The organism is Alkalicoccus luteus (assembly GCF_012034335.1).
Lineage (GTDB): Bacteria > Bacillota > Bacilli > Bacillales > Salisediminibacteriaceae > Alkalicoccus > Alkalicoccus luteus_A.
Genome location: NZ_JAATHJ010000003.1, coordinates 76,323 through 98,823 on the forward strand (window position 1 = coordinate 76,323; position 22,501 = coordinate 98,823).

Annotated in this window: 23 protein-coding genes and 1 other annotated feature; of the genes, 1 reads left to right on the plus strand and 22 read right to left on the minus strand. The window is 49.3% G+C overall.

The genetic code is table 11. The features are described 5' to 3' along the window. Window positions 1–2: 2 nt before the first annotated feature. The 22 genes from hisS to HCN83_RS03155 all read right to left on the minus strand — a co-directional run bounded on the left by hisS (window position 3) and on the right by HCN83_RS03155 (window position 21,176). Window positions 3–1,280: a histidine--tRNA ligase gene (hisS, locus tag HCN83_RS03050; protein ID WP_168004850.1), complete on the minus strand. Its 1,278-nt coding sequence runs from the start codon at window positions 1,278–1,280 to the stop codon at window positions 3–5. Between the two features lie 71 nt (window positions 1,281–1,351). Then, window positions 1,352–1,573, minus strand: a binding site (T-box leader). A 45-nt stretch (window positions 1,574–1,618) separates the two neighbouring features. Next, entirely contained in the window at window positions 1,619–2,068 is a 450-nt protein-coding gene (dtd, locus tag HCN83_RS03055) for a D-aminoacyl-tRNA deacylase (protein ID WP_168004851.1), read from the minus strand. A 16-nt stretch (window positions 2,069–2,084) separates the two neighbouring features. Continuing rightward, a complete protein-coding gene (locus HCN83_RS03060; RefSeq protein WP_168004852.1) occupies window positions 2,085–4,280 on the minus strand; it encodes a RelA/SpoT family protein in 2,196 nt (731 codons plus the stop codon). Between the two features lie 181 nt (window positions 4,281–4,461). Next, window positions 4,462–4,974, minus strand: coding sequence for an adenine phosphoribosyltransferase (locus HCN83_RS03065; RefSeq protein ID WP_168004853.1), 513 nt, complete (start codon window positions 4,972–4,974; stop codon window positions 4,462–4,464). Between the two features lie 12 nt (window positions 4,975–4,986). Continuing rightward, the gene (recJ, locus tag HCN83_RS03070; RefSeq protein ID WP_168004854.1) at window positions 4,987–7,323 is read right to left on the minus strand and encodes a single-stranded-DNA-specific exonuclease RecJ; all 2,337 of its coding nucleotides are present in this window, start codon (window positions 7,321–7,323) and stop codon (window positions 4,987–4,989) included. 233 nt (window positions 7,324–7,556) lie between these two features. Further along, the gene (locus tag HCN83_RS03075; protein WP_168004855.1) at window positions 7,557–7,874 is read right to left on the minus strand and encodes a LapA family protein; all 318 of its coding nucleotides are present in this window, start codon (window positions 7,872–7,874) and stop codon (window positions 7,557–7,559) included. Then, window positions 7,871–8,779 (minus strand): cation diffusion facilitator family transporter, encoded by a 909-nt coding sequence (locus HCN83_RS03080; RefSeq protein ID WP_168004856.1) that lies wholly within the window; start codon window positions 8,777–8,779, stop codon window positions 7,871–7,873. Before HCN83_RS03080 ends, HCN83_RS03075 begins: the two co-directional genes overlap by 4 nt. A 62-nt stretch (window positions 8,780–8,841) precedes the next feature. Continuing rightward, on the minus strand, window positions 8,842–9,804 hold the full coding sequence (gene secF / locus HCN83_RS03085) for a protein translocase subunit SecF (RefSeq protein ID WP_343033642.1): 963 nt from the start codon (window positions 9,802–9,804) through the stop codon (window positions 8,842–8,844). Then, the gene (gene secD, locus HCN83_RS03090) at window positions 9,785–11,110 is read right to left on the minus strand and encodes a protein translocase subunit SecD (RefSeq protein ID WP_246238076.1); all 1,326 of its coding nucleotides are present in this window, start codon (window positions 11,108–11,110) and stop codon (window positions 9,785–9,787) included. Before secD ends, secF begins: the two co-directional genes overlap by 20 nt. Window positions 11,111–11,216: 106 nt before the next feature. Then, window positions 11,217–11,510 carry a post-transcriptional regulator gene (locus HCN83_RS03095; protein ID WP_168004857.1) on the minus strand — a complete coding sequence of 98 codons (294 nt, stop codon included), beginning with the start codon at window positions 11,508–11,510 and terminating at the stop codon, window positions 11,217–11,219. 16 nt (window positions 11,511–11,526) lie between these two features. Next, on the minus strand, window positions 11,527–12,339 hold the full coding sequence (locus HCN83_RS03100) for a DUF368 domain-containing protein (RefSeq protein ID WP_168004858.1): 813 nt from the start codon (window positions 12,337–12,339) through the stop codon (window positions 11,527–11,529). Window positions 12,340–12,506: 167 nt separating this feature from the next. Then, a complete protein-coding gene (yajC, locus tag HCN83_RS03105; RefSeq protein WP_168004982.1) occupies window positions 12,507–12,770 on the minus strand; it encodes a preprotein translocase subunit YajC in 264 nt (87 codons plus the stop codon). 123 nt (window positions 12,771–12,893) lie between these two features. Beyond that, window positions 12,894–14,030 carry a tRNA guanosine(34) transglycosylase Tgt gene (gene tgt, locus HCN83_RS03110; RefSeq protein WP_168004859.1) on the minus strand — a complete coding sequence of 379 codons (1,137 nt, stop codon included), beginning with the start codon at window positions 14,028–14,030 and terminating at the stop codon, window positions 12,894–12,896. A 2-nt stretch (window positions 14,031–14,032) separates the two neighbouring features. Beyond that, window positions 14,033–15,079: a tRNA preQ1(34) S-adenosylmethionine ribosyltransferase-isomerase QueA gene (gene queA / locus HCN83_RS03115; RefSeq protein ID WP_168004860.1), complete on the minus strand. Its 1,047-nt coding sequence runs from the start codon at window positions 15,077–15,079 to the stop codon at window positions 14,033–14,035. A 27-nt stretch (window positions 15,080–15,106) separates the two neighbouring features. Then, complete coding sequence (locus tag HCN83_RS03120) at window positions 15,107–15,316, minus strand: DUF2905 domain-containing protein (protein WP_168004861.1); 210 nt, start codon at window positions 15,314–15,316, stop codon at window positions 15,107–15,109. Further along, window positions 15,313–16,314 carry a Holliday junction branch migration DNA helicase RuvB gene (ruvB, locus tag HCN83_RS03125; protein WP_168004862.1) on the minus strand — a complete coding sequence of 334 codons (1,002 nt, stop codon included), beginning with the start codon at window positions 16,312–16,314 and terminating at the stop codon, window positions 15,313–15,315. Before ruvB ends, HCN83_RS03120 begins: the two co-directional genes overlap by 4 nt. Before the next feature lie 18 nt (window positions 16,315–16,332). Beyond that, window positions 16,333–16,938 (minus strand): Holliday junction branch migration protein RuvA, encoded by a 606-nt coding sequence (gene ruvA, locus HCN83_RS03130; protein ID WP_168004863.1) that lies wholly within the window; start codon window positions 16,936–16,938, stop codon window positions 16,333–16,335. A gap of 86 nt (window positions 16,939–17,024) precedes the next feature. After that, window positions 17,025–17,756: a YebC/PmpR family DNA-binding transcriptional regulator gene (locus HCN83_RS03135; protein ID WP_168004864.1), complete on the minus strand. Its 732-nt coding sequence runs from the start codon at window positions 17,754–17,756 to the stop codon at window positions 17,025–17,027. A gap of 90 nt (window positions 17,757–17,846) precedes the next feature. Further along, complete coding sequence (gene pheA / locus HCN83_RS03140; RefSeq protein WP_168004865.1) at window positions 17,847–18,746, minus strand: prephenate dehydratase; 900 nt, start codon at window positions 18,744–18,746, stop codon at window positions 17,847–17,849. A 42-nt stretch (window positions 18,747–18,788) separates the two neighbouring features. After that, the gene (locus HCN83_RS03145; RefSeq protein ID WP_168004866.1) at window positions 18,789–19,241 is read right to left on the minus strand and encodes an ACT domain-containing protein; all 453 of its coding nucleotides are present in this window, start codon (window positions 19,239–19,241) and stop codon (window positions 18,789–18,791) included. Window positions 19,242–19,334: 93 nt separating this feature from the next. Beyond that, a complete protein-coding gene (obgE, locus tag HCN83_RS03150; protein ID WP_168004867.1) occupies window positions 19,335–20,615 on the minus strand; it encodes a GTPase ObgE in 1,281 nt (426 codons plus the stop codon). Between the two features lie 39 nt (window positions 20,616–20,654). Beyond that, window positions 20,655–21,176, minus strand: a complete 522-nt coding sequence (locus HCN83_RS03155) for a Spo0B domain-containing protein (protein ID WP_168004868.1) — start codon at window positions 21,174–21,176, stop codon at window positions 20,655–20,657. A gap of 277 nt (window positions 21,177–21,453) precedes the next feature. Here HCN83_RS03155 and HCN83_RS03160 point away from each other — a divergent pair, with 277 nt between their 5' ends. Continuing rightward, a complete protein-coding gene (locus HCN83_RS03160) occupies window positions 21,454–22,410 on the plus strand; it encodes an agmatinase family protein (RefSeq protein WP_168004869.1) in 957 nt (318 codons plus the stop codon). The last annotated feature ends 91 nt before the right edge of the window (window positions 22,411–22,501 follow it).

Consider the following 22,501-nt stretch of genomic DNA (forward strand, 5'->3'; position numbering starts at 1 on the left):
GCTTATTCCCCTTTCAGCCATGCTGACGTTTTTGCCGGTGCCTGGTCGAGGCTGACCAGCTGCTGGTCTCCGGTTTTCATATCTTTTAGCGTTACCTGATTATCTTTTAATTCTTCATCGCCGATCAGAAGCACGATTTTCGCTCCCTGGCGGTTTGCCGCTTTCATCTGGGCTTTCATTTTTTTACCAGTATAGTCGGTATCTGCTGCAACGCCTGATGCACGCAGTTCATGCAGCAGCTTCGGCACTACGGCTTTCGCCTCGTCGCCAATGGCAGTGATATACGCGTCAAGCGGCGCTTCATCGGATAACTGGATACCTTGAACGTCAAGTGCCATGAGAAGTCGCTCGAAGCTCATGGCAAATCCGATACCCGGCGTTTCCGGACCGCCGATATCTTCAACAAGTCCATTGTAGCGGCCTCCGCCCGCAAGCGTCGTAATCGCTCCAAATCCTTCTCCTTCCAGCATGATTTCAAAAGCGGTATTGTTGTAATAATCCAGTCCCCTGACGAGCGATGAGTCGACCGTATAATCGATAGCCATATCATCCAGGTAGCGCTTCACCTCGTCAAAGTAGGCAACAGATTCGTCATTTAAGTAATCCAGAATCGAAGGGGCTGTCGAAATCAGCTCGTGATCCCGGTCCTTTTTGCAGTCAAGAATACGCAGCGGATTTTTGTGCAGCCGCGTTTGACAATCCTCGCAAAATTCGTCAATACGAGGAGAAAAGTGAGCAGTTAATGCTTCTCTGTGAGCATTTCTGCTTGCAGTGTCTCCCAGGCTGTTGATGACAAGACAAACCTGCTTCAAGCCAAGCTCTTTGTATATGTCCATCGCAAGCGCCATCACTTCTGCATCCACCGCCGGGTCGGCGCTTCCGAGCGCCTCAACTCCGAATTGAACAAACTGCCTCATTCTTCCGGACTGGGGACGCTCGTAGCGGAACATCGGACCGGTATAGTAAAGTTTTACCGGCTGCTCGACCCAGCCGTGCATTTTTTCAGCCACGTACGAGCGGACAACCGGGGCCGTTCCCTCTGGTCGAAGCGTTAAGCTTCTGCCTCCTCTGTCTTTAAATTCGTACATCTCTTTTTGTACGATATCAGTAGTATCTCCGACGCCTCTTGCAAAAAGTTCCGTCTGCTCAAAGATAGGTGTTCGGATTTCCTTGTAATTGTACCGACGGCAGATGTCACGAGCTTTCGCTTCGATCAACTGCCATTTTTCCGCTTCACCGGGGAGAATATCCTGCGTTCCCCGAGGTATTTGAAAAGCCATATCGTTTCCTCCATTCATCTGTCTTCATGTATTGTTCTGCGGGCACAAAAAAGACCCCCGTCTCTGACAAAGTCAGGGACGGGAGCCTGTAAGCCCGTGGTACCACCCTAGTTGAAGCATACTGCTCCCACTCATACCGGTTAACGCCCGGAAACGTCTCTGCCTACTGGTCGTTCAGCAGAACACCTACGAAGTGTTCGTTCACGGGCACCGGCAGCTGTACTTGCAGCCCAGGGTACAGCTTCTCTGAAGCACGGTGTTCTCCCGCTACTTTTCTTCATCACTGGCGTTTTCATCATGTTTTTTTATCATACGAACTACACGCAATAATGTCAAGTTCATTTCTCTATGCTGTCGACAATCAGCGTAACAGGTCCGTCATTAGTCAGTTTCACATCCATCATCGCGCCAAACACACCAGTTTCAACGGGAAGTCCGTGCACCGATCGAAGCCGGTCGTTAAAAGCGTCAAACAGCCGCTCTGCTTCCTCAGGCGGTGCGGCCTGCATGAAGTTTGGTCTCCGGCCTTTTCTGACGTCACCGTAAAGGGTAAATTGCGAAACAGAGAGAATGCTGCCTCCGGTGTTACTAACAGACAAATTCATTTTGCCGTTACTGTCTTCAAAAATGCGGAGACCGGCAATTTTATCGGCTGTATACTGCACATCTTTTTCTTGATCCGAGTGCGTCACACCAACTAGCAGCATCAGCCCGTGGTCAATTTCACCGCTGATCTCTCCATTCGCTGTAACAGAAGCGTTTTTTACCCGCTGAACAATCACTTTCATGTTCCAAGTCCTCCAATCAATGCATCACGCGGCGTACCGTATAAATGTCCGGAATTTGTTTGATCCGATCCACCACTTTTTGCAGGTGAGCCGTATGCTGAATCGATACGGTCATATCAATTCTCGCCATTTTGTTCTTGTCTGCCTTCCCGGTTACAGCATGAATGTTCGTTTTCGTTTCGGCTACCGCCTGCAGCACATCGTTTAAAAGTGAACGCCGGTCATAGCCGGAAATTTCAATGTCCACGTCGTAGTTTTTAGACTGGTTCGGCTGCTGTTCCCAGTCAACCTCCAAAAGCCTTGCATCTTCTTCCTGCTGTATGTTCGGACAGTCCGCACGGTGAATCGAGACACCGCGGCCTTTAGTAATGTATCCGACGATGCTGTCTCCCGGCACTGGGTTGCAGCATCGGGAAAGGCGAATCATTAAATTATCGATTCCTTTCACTTTTACACCGGTCTTATCCTTTTTCTGAACGGTACGCTGATTTGGCTTTAAATCGCCGACGGCCTCCGTGAGTGTTTTTCCTTCAGCAGCAGCTTCTTCCTGCCGTAGCGTATCTGTCAGCCGTGTGACGACCTGGGCGGCGGTAATGCCGTGATAGCCGACAGCAGCGTACATGTCCTCTTCCGTCGTAAAGCTGAATTTATCCATTACCCTGGCCAGGTTGTCTGTAGTAAGCACCTGTTTTGTCGTAAAACCTTTTTTCTCAATTTCTTTTTCAATAAGGTCCCGGCCTTTTTCAACGTTCTCATCCCGCTTTTCCTTTTTAAACCATTGCCTGATTTTATTTTTGGCATGAGAACTCTGCGTGATCTTGAGCCAGTCCTGGCTTGGACCGTAAGAGTGCTTGGACGTGAGAATTTCGACGATATCGCCCGTTTTGAGCTGATGGTCAAGCGGTACCATTTTTCCGTTTACCTTGGCACCAATGCATCGGTTGCCGACCTCTGTATGAATCCGGTAGGCAAAGTCGAGCGGAACAGAGCCTTTTGGAAGCTCCATAACGTCTCCTTTAGGAGAGAAAACAAATACCATATCGGAAAACAAGTCGATTTTCAGAGACTCCATAAATTCCTGAGCATCACTCGTATTGTTCTGCCATTCAAGAATTTCACGGAACCACGACATCTTCGTTTCCAGTGATTCGGCATCATCCACCGTTTTGCCTTCTTTGTATGCCCAGTGTGCCGCAACACCGAATTCAGCCACTTTATGCATGTCCTCCGAGCGGATCTGAACTTCAAGCGGATCTCCTTTAGGACCGATCACAGTCGTGTGCAGCGACTGATACATGTTGGCTTTAGGCATTGCAATGTAATCTTTAAAACGGCCGGGCATCGGCTTCCACTGCGTGTGGATCGTTCCAAGCACGGCGTAGCAGTCTTTAATGCTTTTTACAACGATGCGAATGGCGAGCAGATCGTAAATTTCATTAAACTGCTTGTTCTGCAGCACCATTTTCCGGTATATGCTGTAAATATGCTTGGCGCGTCCGTGAATATCCGCTTCGATCTGCATCCCTGCAAGCCGGTCCTTTAACAGCTCCTGCACTTCTTCAATATAGCTTTCGCGCTCTACGCGCTTCTTTTTCATTAAATTCACGATCCGGTAATACTGCTGTGGATTTAAATAGCGGAGAGATGTATCCTCAAGCTCCCACTTGATCTTGGAAATACCAAGGCGATGGGCAAGCGGCGCAAAAATCTCAAGCGTTTCGTTCGAGATCCTTCGCTGCTTTTCCGGCGGCAGATGCTTAAGCGTCCGCATATTATGAAGCCGGTCCGCGAGCTTTATAAGGATGACGCGGATGTCTTTCGCCATTGCGACGAACATTTTCCGGTGATTTTCCGCCTGCTGTTCTTCTTTGGATTTATATTTAATTTTTCCGAGCTTAGTCACTCCGTCGACGAGCATCGCGACCTGCTCCCCGAACTTCTGCTCGATTTCTTCGAGGCCAATATCTGTGTCCTCAACGACGTCATGTAGAAACGCCGCCGCAACTGTATCCGGATCCATCCCAAGGTCGACCAGAATGCCGGCTACCTGGACGGGGTGCCAGATATACGGTTCCCCCGAACGTCTGTACTGTTCCCGGTGGGCATACCTTGCCAGTTCATAGGCCTCCCGCAGAAACGCTGTATCATCTGCGGATAAATATTCTGCAGCTTTTTCAAGTACTTGTTCACTGGTCATGGAATCACCCTGCATTTTCTTTAGAGATTTCCGGGAAGTTCCTGCTGGGAGCGGCGTCACTCCGGCATATACCGGTTTGTCGAATTAACTCGATTATATACTAAAACGGCACGTTTTTATACGTCCCTGCATAGAGATTATGTAACAAGAAAGCGACAAGGTTCTGTTGAAAAAGAACCTGCCGCTCGAATGCTCATTAATATGTCATAAGCGTAAATACGTCGTAATCTTGCAGACGGTCTGCCCCGTCAAGATAGCTCAGCTCAATCATGAAGGCTATGCCGACTACGATCCCGCCCATTTTTTCGACCATTTTAATCGTTGCTTCTATCGTTCCGCCGGTCGCGAGCAAATCATCCGTTATCAGAACACGCTGGCCAGGTTTGATCGATCCTTTATGAATATTCAGAGAGTCTTTCCCGTATTCGAGTCCGTAATCGACCTCCAGAACTTCACGAGGCAGTTTGCCAGCCTTACGAACAGGCACAAATCCCTTTCCTAATGCTACGGCAATCGGGCATCCGACAACAAAGCCGCGTGCTTCAGGGCCTACAATAACGTCGATTTCCCTGCCATGAGCAAATTCTGTCATTGCTTCAATTGCTTTTTTATATGCTTCCCCGTTTTCCATCAGCGTTGTAATATCTTTGAATCGGATCCCTTCTTTAGGAAAATCTTCTACTACCGTTACGTACTGCTTGAAATCCATTCGTTTTTCCTCCTAACGGCTGTGTGTCTCCACACTTGCCGTAATCGTCATTTCGTCCAGCTGTTTTTTAAGGGAGCGGTACGTTGAATAGCAAAGCTCCTGCTGGATACTTGTTTTTTCTAATCGTGTTGTGTACAGTTCTGACTCCGATAAGTCCCGTTTCTCAGGACGCTCGTTAACAGAAACGACACCACCGTTTATTTTAACAAATCCGAGCTCAAAAAACACGTTTGACATAAAAGAAATCATCGATTCACTCCACCCTTTATGAGCAGCAAGCTTTTTTATGTTCTCATTCATGTCGAATGAACCCCGTTTTTGCAAAAACGCATAGTACCACTTAAACTGATCCCTCGAAGGTGCCGGGGAAAAAAAGTAATCTTGCTCATCATGAAACACGGCGTCCAGTTGTTCAAGTGATGTCAGATGCTGCATCACAGCACGCAGCTGATCCATTGAATCCGGAGTGTCATACAGCGTAACGTATGCTGCTTGAGACAGTTCCGGTGCTGCTTGATCCGGATCCTTGCAGCAGACGGTTTTCCACGCTTGCGGCGTGTCTGCCGGTGCTGATTCACTGAAGTGCAGCAGGACACGCGGCTCCTTCTGCTTCGATAAATACTGCCGGCTTCCCCGGTGATCAAACAGCTGCCAGTCATCGATTCTGAGATCTTCCACGATCATTTGTGGTTTTACCCGCCCGTTCCATTCGTTAATCGAAAGCTTTCCGACAGCTGACAGCTCTGCAAGCGGAGAAATTGATTTCTCTGCAGCTCCCATGCGAAAAGCAATCAGATCGAGCGAGGAACTGTGATCTTTATTAGTAAGCGTCAGCTTCAAATGATCTTTTGCAGAACCGATCACCTTCGCCTGCTCCACGACTGCTCGTCTGATTAAAATTTTCGGTGCCGGGTTACCCATCCCGAACGGAGCCATCGCAGCCAGGTCCTGAATGGTTTTCACGCTGATTTCATCGACCGACACTTCAAGATCGACGTGTATTTTTTTAAGATAATCGTCAGCTTTCAACGTTTCTTCCGCTGTCTGTATAAGGCCGCTACGCAGCTGATCAATGTCAGCACGCTGCATCGTTAATCCGGCCGCCATCGGATGACCGCCGAAGTGGGGCAGAATCTCGCGAAATTTTGAAAGCGACTGAAACATATCAAAGCCTTCAATGCTTCTGGCAGATCCTTTCGCTGTTGTACCATCCTCGAGCAGGCTGAGCACGATCGCCGGACGGTAAAACCGCTCCACGAGCCTGCTTGCCACGATTCCAATAACGCCCGGATTCCATCCCTCTCCCGCTACGACAATAACGGGCGGAACTCCCTGCTCTTCTACTTTCTTCTCAGCTTCTGACGCAATTTCTTTTACGAGCTCCTGCCGTTCACGATTCAATGCATCGATCATCCCGGCAGTCTCTTCTGCCTCTCCCGGATCCTGCGTGAGCAGGAGCTCAACAGCCGGATCAGCAGAATCAAGTCTGCCTGCAGCATTAAGGCGGGGGCCGATCACAAATCCGATCGTTTCTTCGTCCAACTCGTCGCGGCTGGTCCCCGCTGCCTGCAGCAATGCTTTGAGTCCCGGCCTGAGACGGTCCTGCATCGACTGCAGCCCCTTAGAAGCTAAAATACGATTTTCATCCTCCAATGGAACGAGGTCAGCTATTGTGCCAACTGCTGTGAGATCAAAAAATTCTTCGGGCAGCCGGCCGAGCAGAGCATTGGCTAACTTAAAGGCCACGCCGACGCCGGCAAGTTCTTTAAACGGGTACCCGCAGTCTTCCTGCTTCGGATTAATAACAGCAAACCCGTCCGGGATCACCGGCGGCGGCTCATGATGATCCGTTATAATTAAATCGACGCCGAGTGACTTGGCAGCTTCTGCTTCGTTGACGCCGGATATACCGGTATCGACGGTGATAATGAGTGTTACCCCTTCTTCAGCTGCCTGTCTGAATGCAGGTTCGTTAGGCCCGTAGCCCTCTGTAAACCGGTTCGGAACGTACCAGGCTGCCTCTGCCCCAATCGTCGTTAACGCTGAATATAATAGAGAGGTACTCGTTACCCCATCTGCGTCATAGTCTCCGAAAACGAGAATGCGCTCCTTCTTGCTGACGGCTGTATGTATACGGTCCACTGCTTTATGCATATCTTTCATAAGAAACGGATCATGCAGGTGCTCCGTTGATCCTTTTAAAAACGTACGGATTTGATCGTCTGTTTCAAATCCCCGCTGTACGAGAAATTTTGCCGCAATGGACGTCAGTCCTGTCCGCTGCTGAACATCCTGGACCGGTCCGTCTGCGGGATTTTGAATAATCCATCTGGATTGTGAATGAAGCATCTGTATTCCCCCTGACCTGTACATTATACATAAGCTGCTCCCCGTAAACAAACCTGTCAGGAGTCCCGGATGGTCGAGTAAACGAGACTCCTTTCGATGTGACTGCAAGCAGATCATGCTGCACAGATTCTATACTTAAAACGTGATCGGTTACGCAAAAAGCTGCTTCGACCCTGTCGTCGAAACAGCTTCATTCAAAACATTAAAAGGAGTTACACCATGAAAGCCAGCAGTTATTTACCTGCTTCCGGGGAAGCCGGAGGAGTCTCCTTCTTTCGGTCTTTTCTGCGCTTTTGATTATCTTCTCCGTGATCGTTTTTCTCCTGCTTCAGCTGCTTAATTTCCTGTTGGAGCTGATAAATTTTGTACATTCCCACCAGTCCTGCTGTGACAGCACCCATCAGCACCGAAGCAAGTATGACAAGAACAAGCGGCCAGTCTCCCTGACCGAACAGAAAGTTCACTTGCACGGGATCGACGTTAATGACCGCGAAGACCGCAATGATCAAGATAACTACCAGACCTGCAATTAAACCCCACTGCCCTCTCATAGCTTTTCCTCCTCTGAACTTGGATTAATATGAACACGTACATCGTGTACATATCCGGCTTCAATCAGTTTCCGTTTTACCTGCTTTCCTATCGCATGGCCATCCTCGACTGTGATATAAGGAGCAACAGACACTTTGATATCAATAATAACATAGTAGCCATGCTCTCTTGCCAGGAGCTCATCGACGTTTACAACGCCTTTTACAGAAGCTGCCGCCTCAAACATCCATTCCGTGTCTTCATCATGGAGCACGTGATCCATTGATTGATGTACTGCTTCGGAACCGAGGCTCCAACCCATTTTCATGATAAGCAGTGCCACTACAATTGTAGCCGCCGGATCGGCGTAAACCGCCGCTTCTATTCCTGCGGCCGAACCGAATACTGCAGCTCCGGCTCCGATTAAAACAGCAGCTGAGGACAGTACGTCACTGCGGTGATGCCAGGCATCGGTAATTAAAGCATCGCTTTTATACTTTTTACCCAATCTTACTTTGTATTGAAACATCGCTTCTTTTACGAAAATCGAAAATAGAGCCGCGTATACGGCTGCCTGCCCTGGAACAGGCACTTCCTGAAAGAAAGCCTGCACAGCGCTGACCGCTACTTCTATTCCAACGACAAACAAAAGAACAGAAACGATGATTGCAGTAACCGTTTCCGCCTTGCCATGACCGTAAGGGTGGTCCTGATCGGGAGGCTGCTGAGCTGCCCGTACACCGATCAGTACCGCGATCGAGCTGACGACATCCGCCGCGGAATGGAGCGCGTCTGCAGTGAGGGCTCTGCTGTCTGCGGCCGTACCGACAATGCCTTTAACAGCAGCCAAGACAGCATTCCCTGCAATACCGATCCAGGCTCCAAGCTGAACTTTTTTGTAGCGCTCGTCTCCACGTTCTGGCATATTTGATCCTCCCGTTCAAGCGACAACACCCCCGGATGCAGTTTCCGGGGGCATGCTTTCCTTTATGTGGTGCCGTTTTCCTGCAAAGCGAGCTTCCGCTCTTCATCTGCCTGCTTGGCAAGCTTGCGCTTTATGCTGCGGTACTTCATGATGCACCACAGCTGAGCTGCAATAAACAGGGAGGAGTAAGTTCCTGCGGCAAGACCAACGACTAGTGCCAGCGAGAACACTCTCAGACCATCTCCGCCGAATACGAGCAGCGCTCCGGCCGCAAACACGACCGTCAGCACCGTGTTAATCGAACGAGCCAGCGTCTGCACAAGGCTCTTATTGACAACCTGAGCAAGCTTCTCAAATGTTTCAACCTTTTCTTCACGCTCCAAGTTTTCCCTTATCCTGTCAAAGGTGACGATTGTATCGTTGATCGAATAACCGATGATGGTAAGCACCGCAGCAATAAACGGAATGTTCACTTCCATTTGCAAAATCGCAAATACGGTGAGGATAAACAAAGCATCGTGAAACAGGGCAACGATTGCAGCTATTCCATATAAAAGCTCAAAGCGGATTGTTACGTAAATAATAATTCCGACTGTCGCAATTAATACAGAAATAATCGCGTTCTGTGCGAGCTCCTGACCTACAATAGGTGAAACCGTGCTCACGTTCGGCACCGCACCGTATTCTTCTTCAAAGTGAGATTGAATCTGCAGCGACTCCTGCTGATCAAGCCCGCCGATAAACGAGGCCCGGCCAATCTCATTGTTGTCCCCGGCCAGGACAACATCGTCCGGCTCAAACCCTATTGATTGAAACTCGTTTTCTATTTCTTCGGCAGTAACTGCTTCCTCCGTCAGGACATCAACCGTTGTTCCGCTTTCGAAGTCAATGCCTAAGTTTAATCCCATCGTCGCCAGCAGAATGATACCTGTCAGTAAAAAAGCAATGGAGATTCCGAAGAACGTTTTCCGATGACGGACGAAGTCCAGCTTCGACGTTTCATGATCAAAGTTCACGAATCTCACGCTCCTTTACTCCAAAAAGCTTTTGCTTGCGGTTTAATGCCCTGCTGTTTACCCAAAGACCCAGCAGGAGCCGCGCTCCGAAGACAGCCGTAACGAAGCTCGTCAATATACTTACAATCAGCATGACGGCAAAGCCCTGTACAGCGCTGGTACCGAAATAAAACAGTACGCCTGCTGCAAGAATGGTCGTGATGTTCGCATCGAGAATCGTCGACAGCGACCTTCTGCTCCCTGCTTTAAAGGCGCTCATCACCGATCGTCCATAGCGGAGCTCATCCTTTATACGTTCAAACGTAATGATATTCGCATCGACGGCCATACCGACACCGAGGATTAAGGCCGCGATACCCGGAAGCGTGAGAACTGCATTCAGCCAGTTAAAGATGACGAGCACCAGATAAATGTACGCACTGAGTGTCAGCACAGCTATCATACCCATAAACCGGTAATAAAGCAGCATGTATCCGAAGATTAGTGCAATGCCGATAAAACCTGCATAAACGGCCAGTTCCATCGACTGCTCCCCAAGCTGCGCACCTACCGAATTAAGCTGAAGCTCCTCCAGTTCCACCGGCAGAGCCCCTGCATTTAAAATACCTGCAAGATCAGCTGCGGATTCCTGGGTGAAATCACCGGTGATCATGACGTCGCGTGATTGGATCCGCTCATCCACACTTGGAGCTGAAACAATCTTGGAGTCTTCCCGCTGCATTTCCTCTTCGTACGAATCGCCTTCCTCATAGTCCAGCCAGATGACGAGACGGTTGTCCGGAAACGGGCGCTGTGAGATTTCTTCTGTTATTTCACCGAACAAATTGGCGTCGTCCACGGTAACGGTTACGATCGGTTCGTTCGTCTGTTCTCTGAAGTTCTGACGTGCTCCGCCTTCTACCAGGTCAGAGCCGTCCATCTTCAATTCATCGTCAGTATCACGGAATTCAAGCCGTGCCTGCGTGGAAAGAAGATCACGAGCCTGCTCCTGATCTTCTACTCCGGCGAGCTGCACGCGGATCCGGTCGTCCCCTTCAATATTGATACTCGGTTCAGATACCCCGAGCACGTCAATTCGTGCATTCAGTGCACTGACCGTATCTGTCAGCAGTTCACGATTTATTTCTGTTCCTTCTTCCCCATCGAGAGGCTGCACTTCATACAGCACTTCGAAACCACCTTGGAGATCCAGACCAAGACTGATATCATCAACGTGATCCATAACGTTGGAGGCAATTAAAATTCCAAGCGCTGTGATGATCACGAAAAAGAGCGCGATCAGACTGCTGCGGACTCCCTTTCTTCTCTTAGCCAATGCAATGTCCTCCTTCTGTCCATCCCGCACAAGCCTCATCTGCGGCAGAGCGGAACATCTGCCTCATTATAGCCAGTCGTTTTCCAGACTGTCAATGAAGCATGTCCTAAAGATCCTTTAGTGAAAAACTGCCTTTTGAAGTAAACCAGTCATCTGCTTTATAAGCACCGACAGTCAGCTGCGTCATGTAATCAGAGGCAGAGGTTTTAAACAGCTCCGCCGTGATCCAGTGCAGCCGGATGCTGTCCGGAATATCACTTTTTCGCTTCATCTTTTCCTTAAACGTATTCCACACTTCTTCTTCTGTCACCTGATCATGACCATATATCCGCCATTCTTCTGCTTTACTCACAAGCACAGGTCCGAGCTTTTCTTTCCACACATCCCATTGTTCTTCCATCGCATGTATCCTCCTGTCAGGGTTGTTTTAAACTCAGTATATATGCTGCAGAAGCGCCGGCAGCAAACGCTGCGAGGCTTATGAAATCGTGCCCGGCTCCAAATCCGGGATAAATCGTAAAAACAGATCCGGTTATTAACCCGATGATCGCGGCATAGACCGCAGCAGGATAGTGCTGAAACAAATATTTAATTGCTTTACTGCTGAGAATAAACCCTGTCATCACACCGGCTCCAACGACGGCAATAACCGCAAAGTCCGGATTTGTGACAGACAGTGCATTAGTCGCCGTATGGTAAACACCAAAAAGCAGCAGAACAAACGCACCGCTTACGCCGGGAAGAAGCATCGCCATACTGGCAGCCCAGCCGGCTATAAAAAAGAGCCAGGCGTTGCCGGCGGTGACTTCCAAAATGCCTGTTTCCGCGGCACGCTGAGCTGTATCCCCAATATACATTGCCGCCGCTGCCATACCGAGCATCAAAGCAAAGTGAAACGGACGAAAAGCACGGGATGCTTCCGACTGTTTAATAAGCAGCGGGATCACGCCGACCAGCAGTCCCGTGAACAGAAAGTTTGTTTCCTGAAAATAGTTGCTTAAGAAATAGTTCATAACGCCTGCCAGCAGAACGATTGCCGTTCCCATTCCTGCTGCCAGCGGGATGAGAAAGCCGAGATACCGGCTCCAGTCCCTGCTGAAAAATCCGCTGACTGCGCTGATAAATTCGCGGTAAATGCCGAGTATCAAAGCCATCGTTCCGCCGCTTACGCCGGGTATAATATCACAAATCCCCATCAAAGCACCGCGGTATAAGTTTTTCCAATGCAAGATACATAACTCCTTTATGTGCTACCAGAATCGACCGGTCAAAGCCGTATGTATGGATCGGCGGATGTCGTTCCCGGATGATGAAGCGGTCCCCGGGAACAGCATCCGCAAGCCGGACTATAAAAAAGGGAGCCCGCTCTGATACTTCAAGCAGGCGCCCTAACTCATCAATCCTGATTTGTCACTTCACGGACTGCCTGACGGTCAAACGTCAGCTTGTTCGCCCCGTCTACGTCCACAACGATGCGATCTTCATCAATCGCATCGATCGTGCCGTGCATACCGCCGATTGTAATAATCTTATCTCCCTTTTGCAGAGAAGCGTGCATCTGCTGCACTTTCTTCTGACGCTTCTGCTGTGGTCGGATCAACAGGAAATAAAAAATAGCGAACATTAAAATTAATGGAATTAACGCCCCAAGTACATCCAAGTTCTTCACTCCCTTCTCCCATAAACGGCAGAAACCGTTGTTTCTGCTTCGAAAAACGACAGGACAGTATCCCAAAGTCTATTGTGCCCGAGTAGCCGTGTAAAATCAATAAATAATCTTTGCCTAAAAGTTTTTAGCATCCGCCTTATTAAAGCCGTAGCTTTCGAAAAATTCTTCACGGAAATCAAGCAGCCGGTCTTCCCGAATCGCCTGACGCACGTTTTCCATCAGCGTCAGCAGGAAATGCAGGTTGTGATAGGAACAGAGTCGCAGGCCGAGCGTTTCATTTGATTTGATTAAATGGCGGATATACGCCCGCGAATAAGAGGCGCACACTTTACAGCTGCAGTTTTCATCAAGCGGTCTGAAATCACGTGCGAACTTGGCATTTCGTACGACGAGCCGGCCGCTGCTCGTCATAAGCGTGCCGTTTCTTGCAATTCTCGTCGGCAGCACACAATCGAACATGTCAATGCCCCGGATGGCGCCATCAATAAGAGAATCTGCAGAGCCGACACCCATCAGATACCGCGGTTTATTATGCGGGAGGAACGGCGTCGTTTCTTCCAAAACGCGGTTCATGATATCCTTTGGCTCTCCTACAGACAGCCCGCCGATTGCATAGCCTGGAAAATCGAGCGAGGTAAGATCCTCTGCACTCTGCTTGCGAAGATCTTCGTATTCTCCGCCCTGAATGATTCCGAAAAGACCTTGATCATCACGTCCATGAGCCTCGAGACAGCGCTCAGCCCATCGGCTGGTCCTTTCGACCGAAGCTTTCATATAAGCATGCTCGGCCGGATATGGCGGACATTCATCAAAGGCCATCATGATGTCGGGCCCGAGCGCATTCTGAATCTGCATCGATTTTTCGGGGGTTAAAAATAGTTTCTCGCCGCTCAGGTGATTACGGAACTGCACGCCTTCTTCGGTAATATTACGAAGGTCGCTCAGGCTGAATACTTGAAATCCGCCGGAGTCGGTTAGGATCGGACGATCCCAGTTCATAAACGTATGCAGCCCGCCTGCTTCTTCAATGATATCTTCTCCAGGCCGGAGCCAGAGATGATACGTATTGCTTAAAATAATCTGAGCATTCATTTCCACCAGTTCGTCCGGACTCATCGTCTTAACAGTGGCCAGCGTTCCTACAGGCATAAAGATTGGTGTTTCAAATGCCCCGTGGGGAGTGTGTACTTTTCCGAGCCTGGCTCCTGATTGTTTACACGTTTTAATATGTTCATATGTCACAGCTGGCATAATTATCGGTTCCTTTCCGTATCTGTCAGAAGCATCGCATCCCCAAAGCTGAAAAAGCGATATTGGTGCCTTACCGCAGTTTCATAGGCATTCAGAATGTGTTCTCTGCCTGCAAAAGCGCTGACGAGCATAACCAGCGTCGATTTGGGCAAATGAAAATTTGTGAGCAGCGCATCAACCGCCCGGAACGTAAAACCGGGATAAATAAAAATATCAGTCCATCCAGAAGCTTCACAAAATTCCCCATTTGTATCTCTTGCAACTGTTTCCAGCGTTCTCGCAGAAGTCGTACCGACAGCAATAATGCGTCTGCCTTCCTGCTTTGCCCGGTTCAGCTTTTCTGCTGCGGATTCGGAAAGCTCATAATATTCCGCATGCATGCTGTGCTCCTCAACAGAATCAACGGCGACAGGCCGAAAGGTGCCGAGTCCGACGTGGAGCGTCAATGTTACAACATCCACTCCGGCTTCACGGACTCTGTTCAGCATAGCAGGAGTAAAGTGAAGTCCCGCGGTCGGGGCCGCTGCAGACCCGCTGTTTTCTGCGTAAACAGTCTGGTAGCGCTCCTTTTCTTTCAGCTGCTCCTGAATGTAAGGGGGTAGCGGCATTTCACCCAGCTGGTCCAGTATTTCAGGAAAAATGCCACTGAACTCAAGCTTCATTTTTCGTCGTCCCTCAGGCAGTTCTTCGAGACAGACAGCTTCGAGCAGACCATCACCAAAAGTGAGAACGGCCCCTTCCCTTATTCTGCGGGCGGGTTTTACGAGCACTTCCCAGATAAAATCTTCTTTTTCATGCAGCAGCAGCATTTCTACTTTGCCGCCTGTATCCTTACGCGAGCCCAGCAGCCGTGCCGGAATCACTTTGGTATCGTTCAGCACGAGTGTGTCGCCGGCTTCAAGCCATTCCGGCAAATCATAAAAGTGCCTGTGCACAATCGTTCCATTATCTTTATCCATCACGAGCATCCGGGATTGTTCTCTGTCTTTAAGCGGTGTCTGTGCGATCAAATCTTCCGGCAGTTCGTAGTCAAATTGATTTACATCCATTCTTGTTCCTGTCTCCTTCTTCATATGTCAGCGTCTAAAAAGCAAAAAGATCAGCGATAGCAGTACGCTGATAATAATAGATGTCATGAGGGGGAAGTAGAAAGTCGAATTTCCCCTTTCAATGACAATATCTCCAGGCAGTCTTCCAAAAGGAAGCAGTCTGCCCCCTACCTGCCAGAGAACGCCGGCAATAATTAAAACAACTCCGGCTGTGATGAGCATTTTGGGAATTGTCATTCTTCCGGCACCTCCAGATCGAAGTGGCGGTAAACGTCATGCGTGACGATACGGCCTCGCGGTGTTCGCTGCAAAAAACCAATTTGCAGCAAGTACGGTTCGTAGACGTCTTCTATCGTATGAGATTCTTCGCCGATCGTAGCAGCGATCGTGTCAATTCCGACTGGTCCACCCCTGTACTTTTCGATCATACCGCGCAGCAGTTTATGGTCTACCTCATCCAGTCCAAGCCTGTCCACCTGCAGCAGATTCAACGCTTCTTCCGTAATTGATTCCGATATCACGCCGTCTCCTCTGACCTGAGCAAAATCGCGGATTCGTCTCAAAAGCCGGTTCGCAATTCGGGGGGTTCCGCGCGATCTGCGTGCGACTTCGCCGGAAGCAGGATCCTCCATATCCACTTTCAGCACATCGGCTGTACGCCTGACAATCTCCTGTAATTCCGGTTCTTTGTAGTATTCCAGCCGGCTGATGACTCCAAACCTATCCCTGAGAGGCGCCGACAGCATTCCTGCACGTGTCGTGGCGCCCACAAGAGTGAAAGGCGGCAGATCAAGCTTGACCGATCGAGCTGAAGGTCCCTTACCGACGACAATATCCAGAAAGAAATCCTCCATTGCCGGATACAGAACTTCTTCAACTGCACGAGGAAGACGATGAATTTCATCGATAAACAGAACGTCACCTGGTTCCAATGCTGTTAAGATGGCGGCAAGATCTCCCGGCCTCTCTACAGCAGGTCCGGAGGTTGTCCGAAGCTGGACTCCCATCTCATTGGCAATTATAGCTGCCAGCGTCGTTTTTCCAAGTCCCGGAGGACCATAAAGCAGAACATGATCGAGTGATTCCTCACGCATGCCGGCGGCTTCGATAAACACTTTAAGATTGTTCTTCACCTGTTCCTGGCCGATGTACTGTGCGAGCGTCTGAGGCCGCAGAACAGCGTCTTCTGATAAATCAAACGACTGGGCATCTCCGCTCATCATCCGTTCTTCCATCCGGGATCCAGCTCCTTTCTACGCATTCAGCATCAGCCTGAGCGCTTTTTTAATATAAGCGTCTGTCGATTCCAAGTTCTCTTCTTTCAGCTTCGGACGGATTCGTTTAACTTCCCGGTCCGTATAGCCAAGTGCTGCCAGCGCTTCACAAGCTTCTGTCAATGCGTCCGGCTCATCGCTCTCGGATGGGGCAGGTGCAAAAAGGCCTTCTGCAAGTGTCGGCACAATCTCTCCAACTTTCCCTTTCAGATCCAAAATAATCTGGCCCGCCGTTTTCTTACCAACACCAGGAAACTTGGTTAAGAAGGAGGCATCCTCTTGCTCAATTGCCTCAACGACCAGCTTCGGCTGCTCACTTCCAACAATTGCGAGCGCTCCCTTCGGTCCAATGCCCGATACTTGCAGCAGCTTCTCGAAGAGCCGCCGCTCCTCCCGATGCGCGAACCCGAACAGCTTTATATCATCTTCACGTACATGCTGATAAGTGTAGATAGTGATATTCTCCGCCCCGGGCGTATACCGGTATGGATTACCGCAGTGGATCAGATATCCGATACCGCCGTTTTCCACGACGACCGTATCTGCTTCTGTATGTACAATTTTTCCCGTGATATGTTCAATCATGTTTATGCCCCTTTATTCTGTGATTACGAACACACATTCCATTTTAGCACAATTTACTGCCTTGGGGCAGAGGCAGCGAGGCAAGGCTAATATGGGAAAGAACCATTATGGAACACATGCTGCACATCATCACTGTCTTCAAGTGCATCAATCAGATCTGCAGCCTGCTCTGCCGCTGCTTCATCAAGGATTACCGATACGTCCGGAACCATCGCTAATTCTGCTTCCGTAATGACCATGCCTTCGAGGTTTTCAAGTTGTTCACGAACTGCATCAAGCGACGACGGATCCGTTTCAATGTAAACCATTTGTTCAACCACCTGCATGTCGTCACCGCCTGCTTCCAGAACGCTTAGCAGCATTTCTTCTTCATCTACCTGCCTTTCTGACTTTAAAATTAATCTTCCGCGCCTTTGAAACATAAACGATACACATCCATTCTCACCAAGACTTCCACCGTTTTTGTTAAACGCGAGCCTCACTTCGGCAGCCGTTCTGTTTCTGTTTTCCGTCAGAGCTTCCACATAAACAGCGGTTCCTGCAGGTCCGTATCCTTCATAGACAACATGTTCATAATCGACGCCGTCCAATCCTCCGGCAGCCTTTTTCATCGTCCGGTCGATATTATCCTTCGGCATGTTGACCTGCTTAGCCTTATCCAGAGCACTGCGCAGAGCAAGATTCGTTACCGGATTCTCTCCCCCGGTCCGCACCGCCTGATAAATTTCCTTTGAGATTTTTGTGAAGAGTTTTCCTCGCTTCTCATCCTGCCTGCCTTTTCGATGCTTTATATTATTCCATTTCGAATGTCCTGCCACTGTTAACCCCCCCTCTCCGGTTTATCATCTTCAGGACTTCATCCATCAGAACAGCCCGGAAAATGAATCTTCTCCGGGCATGACATACATTCAGCGCTGCTTCACTTGCGGAACGGCCCTGGCACCATTCAATTCTTCCCATGTAAAGCAGGGGAAGCTGCCCAGTACGTGAACACCGCATCCGAGCGCTCTAAGTTCCTCAACGACTGAAGGAATTAAAACATCATCCTGCTTCATTGCTGCATCCACAATGAAGAAATAATTTCCTAAACCAGTTTTCGTCGGTCTGGATTCGATTCGCACGAGATTAATTTTCCTCCAGGCAAAAGCCGCAAGCACTTGGTGCAGTGCTCCGGCAAAGTCGGACGAAAGACTGATCATCATCGACGTCTTATAAAGAGTATCTTTTGTAATCGCCGGATGACCGAAATCAACGGCCCCTTTCGTTAACAGCACGAATCTGGTTCTGTTGTGGTCATAATCGTTTATTTTTTGTTCTGCCACCTTCAGCCCGTAAGCCTCAGCAGCAATTTCGTTCGCAATCGCTGCTGCCGGTTCATTCGGATTTTCCATAATATAGCGGGCAGCTGACGCAGTGGAATTTGTATAGGCAATTTCCGCCTCAGGCAGCCATTCACGAATAAACTGATGACACTGCGCCACCGCCTGCGGATGGGAATAAATTTTCTTCACCTTTGCCCAGTCCGCGCTGTTCTCGGCAGATGTAAGCAGATGCTGCTCGATCGGCGCTTCGATTTCAGCCGCCATATTCATGCGCTGATGATGGATAAAATAATCCAGCGTGATATTGACAGAGCCTTCAATGGCGTTCTCCATCGGAACGACCGCATACTCCACTTTTTCTTCTGCCACCGCATCCATCGTATCAGGAATTGTTGTAAACGGAACACGCTTGTCGTCGGGCACCAATGTAGCTGCAGCCGCTTCGGTGAAAGACCCGGCGGGCCCCAGATAACCAACCTGTTTCACAGTCGTCTCTCCTTCGTCCTTTATTGTAGCGGAACCATCCGGTTATGCACCGGAGCCTACTACCTCGACTTTATATACAGCATCAAGACCCTGCATCTGTTCAAGCAGGTTCGTGACGTCCATCGTCATTGCCGCTGTTTCAATCGTTAACGTGATCGTAGCCTTCCCCTGAAGCGGGATCGTCTGATTGATTGTCAGCACGTTTGCTCCGGTCGTAGCAACCATTGCTAAAAGACGCGAGAGCGAACCAGACTGATCCTGCAGGTGAATGGAAAGTGTAATAATCTTTTCCTTCACCATCGTATGAAATGGGAAAATCCCGTCTTTATATTTGTAAAAGGCACTGCGGCTCAGCTCGACCTGATTGACCGCATCATTGATGGTACGCACTGATTCCTCTTCCAGCAGGCGCTTTGCTTCCACTGTTTTCAGCATTGCTTCTGAAAGCATGTCCTCCCGAACGAGATAAAACTGATCTGAACGTTTGTGTATCATTTTGTTCCTCCTCCCGGGACCTTCCCGTACAGAACTTTATTGTAAACGAGGAAGGAACGGATGTCCACTCCGGGAAGACACGAACTGCTGCAGCTAGTCAATGAATTCAAACTCATATTCGAGAATCCGAACCGTATCGCCGTCTTCAGCACCGAGATTTCGAAGCGCATCATCAATTCCCATCCGGCGCATTTTTTTAGAAAAGCGCTGAACTGAATCGTGGCGGTCAAAGTTCGTCATTTTAAACAGTGTCTCAATTTCGTGCCCAGTGATCGTAAAGGTGCCGTCGTCCTCTTTTTCAATGATAAACGGCTCGTCTTTTTTCGTATATTTATATACGACGCGCTGGTCCTGATCTTCTTCGTGAAGCGGGAATTCCGGCGTCGATTCGATTTTATCAACCGCAGCTCTGAGGAGCGGCTCCAGACCTTGTTTCGTGACGGCTGAGATCGGAAAAATTGCTACGTCTTCCCCAACTTGCTCCCTGAAAAGCTCCAGGTGTTCTTCTGCATCAGGCAGATCCATTTTATTTGCCACAATCAGCTGCGGGCGCTCCATCAGCCGCAGGTTATACTGCTCAAGTTCTGCATTGATTGTCAAGTAATCTTCGTAAGGATCGCGCCCTTCAATACCGCTCATATCAATAACATGAATCAGAACTCTCGTACGTTCAATGTGACGCAGAAACTGATGCCCGAGGCCGACTCCGCTGTGCGCACCTTCAATCAAACCTGGTAAATCTGCCATCACGAAGCTGCGTCCGTCTCCGGATTCCACTACGCCGAGATTCGGAACGAGCGTGGTAAAGTGATAGTCAGCAATTTTCGGCTTTGCTGCAGAAACAACGGAAAGAAGCGTTGATTTCCCTACACTCGGAAACCCTACAAGGCCTGCATCTGCCAGGAGCTTCAGTTCAAGAGTCAGTTCCTTTTCCTGGCCGGGTTCCCCGTTTTCTGCGATTTCCGGTGCCGGGTTGGCCGGTGTTGCAAACCGGGCGTTTCCGCGTCCGCCTCTTCCCCCTCTGGCAATAATGGCACGCTGACCGTGTTCGGTCAGATCAGCCGTTACTTCTCCAGTAGCTTTATCAATGATGCTTGTACCAGGCGGAACCCTCACAAGCATTGCCTGACGGCTTTTGCCGTGCATGCTTTTCGGCATGCCGTTCTCACCACGGTGAGCTTTAAAATGGCGCTGATAGCGGAAGTCCATAAGCGTGCGCAGCCCTTCATCTACTTCAAATACGACGTCGGCACCTCTGCCTCCGTCTCCGCCGGCAGGACCGCCGTTCGGAACGTACTTTTCTCTTCGGTATGCGACGAGGCCATTTCCCCCGTCACCTGCTTTAACATATATATCAACCTTATCTACAAACATGCACTGGTCCCCTCTTTCTTCAATATCTGTCAATTGTTCTTACGGTTTAACGATAAATACAGCTCCATATCCGGATTCCTCTATAGTCAGACTTCCGCCGGCTGCTTCCACTCTGTTTGTCAGCTCTTCCAGTACTTCCTGCTCCAGCTTGATGCCATCATAGCTGAACAGAATATGCCGGTCCTGCGGGCCCCGCAGTTCGCCAAACAGTTCGTGCTCTGGTCCGAGCGGAATACGGGCTTCCAGTCCTTCCAGCAGAGCGGCGGCACAGGAGAGCATCACAGATTCAATGTCCGACCAGGATGCCTCAATTGATTCCACGCTCCAGACGACCGGCGCTTTTGGTGAAGCCCAGTTGTAGGTAAGTGCCCACTCGACAAAGTCAGGAATGACTAAAGCGGTCATCCGCGATTCCTGTGCTGCTCTTTGTATATACTGATCAATTTTAGGTTTTATCCGCTCATAATGGCCAAGATCTGCATAAGCTTTTATAATTTGCAGTTCGTTCATGTGATCATGCCGGCTGTATTTCAACACATCCGCCGGACGATAATTCGGCATTTACTAACTCCTCCTGCTCGTTATAGCTCGATAAACAGTACTCCTAATCATAGCACATTTACTGACTGTTTTCTATTTCAATATTCGAGCCTCTGCCTGTTTGACTGCCGGAGATGCAAAAAGCTTTAAAGTGCTGCAAGAGAACCTTTGCTTTCGTTACTGCTTATGCTCGCTAAACGCATGGTCTCTGTTTCATATCTGCAGATAAAATGATTATCCTTTTTAGGCGGCGAACGTTTATGATAGAGAGGTAGCAAATTTCAAAGGAGGCATTATCATGGCTGAAGACTTTATTTATGGCAACACCCCGTGCTTTCTTCATTCAGAAAACCTTGTCAAGCACCCGGATAAAAAAGACGCGATGGATGTCATCGTTTACGGGGTTCCGTGGGAGGGCGCCGTTACGTGGGGTGACTACACCGGCTGCGAACTGGGGCCAAAAGTAATCCGGCTTGCTTCAGGCCGATACAGCGGCTATCTTCCCGAGCTGGACCATCTCAATGTATTCGAGCATCTGAAGATGGGCGATTTGGGGGACGTTGCAGTTACGCCGGCGGAGCCCGAGCAAACGATGGAAACGATCAGAAATTTCTCGAAAGAAGTATGGCAATCCGGTTCTTATCCGATCGCTTTCGGCGGCGATCACGGTATAACGTATCCAATCGTCGAAGGTTTCGTCGAGGCAACCGGGAAAAAGATTGGCATCATTCATCTTGATGCTCATTATGACAACAATGAGCACTCTAACGGTGACCCTTACGGAAGAGGCGCTCCTTTCGCCCGTCTGTATGAGACTGACGGAGTCGTTAACGAATCGCTCGTTCACATGGGCATTCACGGACCGCGGAACAAACCGGAAAACGGTCGTCACGCTGCTGCAAACGGAACGACAACGATGACGATTCATGACATCCGCCGTCTAAACAATCCTCGTGAAGCAGCTCGCCGGGCTTATGAAATTGCTTCTGCGAATACGGATGCCGTATACTTAAGCATTTGCAGCGACGTGCTTGATCACGCGTTTAATCCTGGAGGCCCCGTCGACGGAAACGGCCTCAATTCATTTGAGCTGCTGGAGATCGTTCATGAAATTACTTCTCTCGGAACAGTGGGAATGGATTTTGTGGAGGTATATCCACAGCAGGACGCAACAGATTTCAGCTCTCATTTCGCCAGTTTTATTGCTCTATACGCTCTTGCTGGTGATATTCAGCACCGTACCAATAAAAAATAAGAGAAAAAGGGGAATTTCATGTTTAATATTCTGCTCACGTGGAATACTACAAACAACTCCCCCCACTTTCTCAAATTTTCCTCTCAACAAT

Bases quoted from the DNA above. Each gene is read 5' to 3' on its own strand.
- HCN83_RS03065 (WP_168004853.1), bottom strand. From the start codon at position 4,974: ATGGATTTCAAGCAGTACGTAACGGTAGTAGAAGATTTTCCTAAAGAA.
- HCN83_RS03145 (WP_168004866.1), bottom strand. From the start codon at position 19,241: ATGATACACAAACGTTCAGATCAGTTTTATCTCGTTCGGGAGGACATG.
- HCN83_RS03060 (WP_168004852.1), bottom strand. From the start codon at position 4,280: ATGCAGGGTGATTCCATGACCAGTGAACAAGTACTTGAAAAAGCTGCA.
- HCN83_RS03160 (WP_168004869.1), top strand. From the start codon at position 21,454: ATGGCTGAAGACTTTATTTATGGCAACACCCCGTGCTTTCTTCATTCA.
- HCN83_RS03155 (WP_168004868.1), bottom strand. From the start codon at position 21,176: ATGCCGAATTATCGTCCGGCGGATGTGTTGAAATACAGCCGGCATGAT.
- recJ (WP_168004854.1), bottom strand. From the start codon at position 7,323: ATGCTTCATTCACAATCCAGATGGATTATTCAAAATCCCGCAGACGGA.
- obgE (WP_168004867.1), bottom strand. From the start codon at position 20,615: ATGTTTGTAGATAAGGTTGATATATATGTTAAAGCAGGTGACGGGGGA.
- tgt (WP_168004859.1), bottom strand. From the start codon at position 14,030: ATGCCAGCTGTGACATATGAACATATTAAAACGTGTAAACAATCAGGA.
- HCN83_RS03075 (WP_168004855.1), bottom strand. From the start codon at position 7,874: ATGAGAGGGCAGTGGGGTTTAATTGCAGGTCTGGTAGTTATCTTGATC.
- hisS (WP_168004850.1), bottom strand. From the start codon at position 1,280: ATGGCTTTTCAAATACCTCGGGGAACGCAGGATATTCTCCCCGGTGAA.
- ruvA (WP_168004863.1), bottom strand. From the start codon at position 16,938: ATGATTGAACATATCACGGGAAAAATTGTACATACAGAAGCAGATACG.
- queA (WP_168004860.1), bottom strand. From the start codon at position 15,079: ATGGATGTAAATCAATTTGACTACGAACTGCCGGAAGATTTGATCGCA.
- HCN83_RS03080 (WP_168004856.1), bottom strand. From the start codon at position 8,779: ATGCCAGAACGTGGAGACGAGCGCTACAAAAAAGTTCAGCTTGGAGCC.
- HCN83_RS03095 (WP_168004857.1), bottom strand. From the start codon at position 11,510: ATGGAAGAACAATGGGATGTGTGGAAAGAAAAGCTCGGACCTGTGCTT.
- ruvB (WP_168004862.1), bottom strand. From the start codon at position 16,314: ATGGAAGAACGGATGATGAGCGGAGATGCCCAGTCGTTTGATTTATCA.
- dtd (WP_168004851.1), bottom strand. From the start codon at position 2,068: ATGAAAGTGATTGTTCAGCGGGTAAAAAACGCTTCTGTTACAGCGAAT.
- HCN83_RS03120 (WP_168004861.1), bottom strand. From the start codon at position 15,316: ATGACAATTCCCAAAATGCTCATCACAGCCGGAGTTGTTTTAATTATT.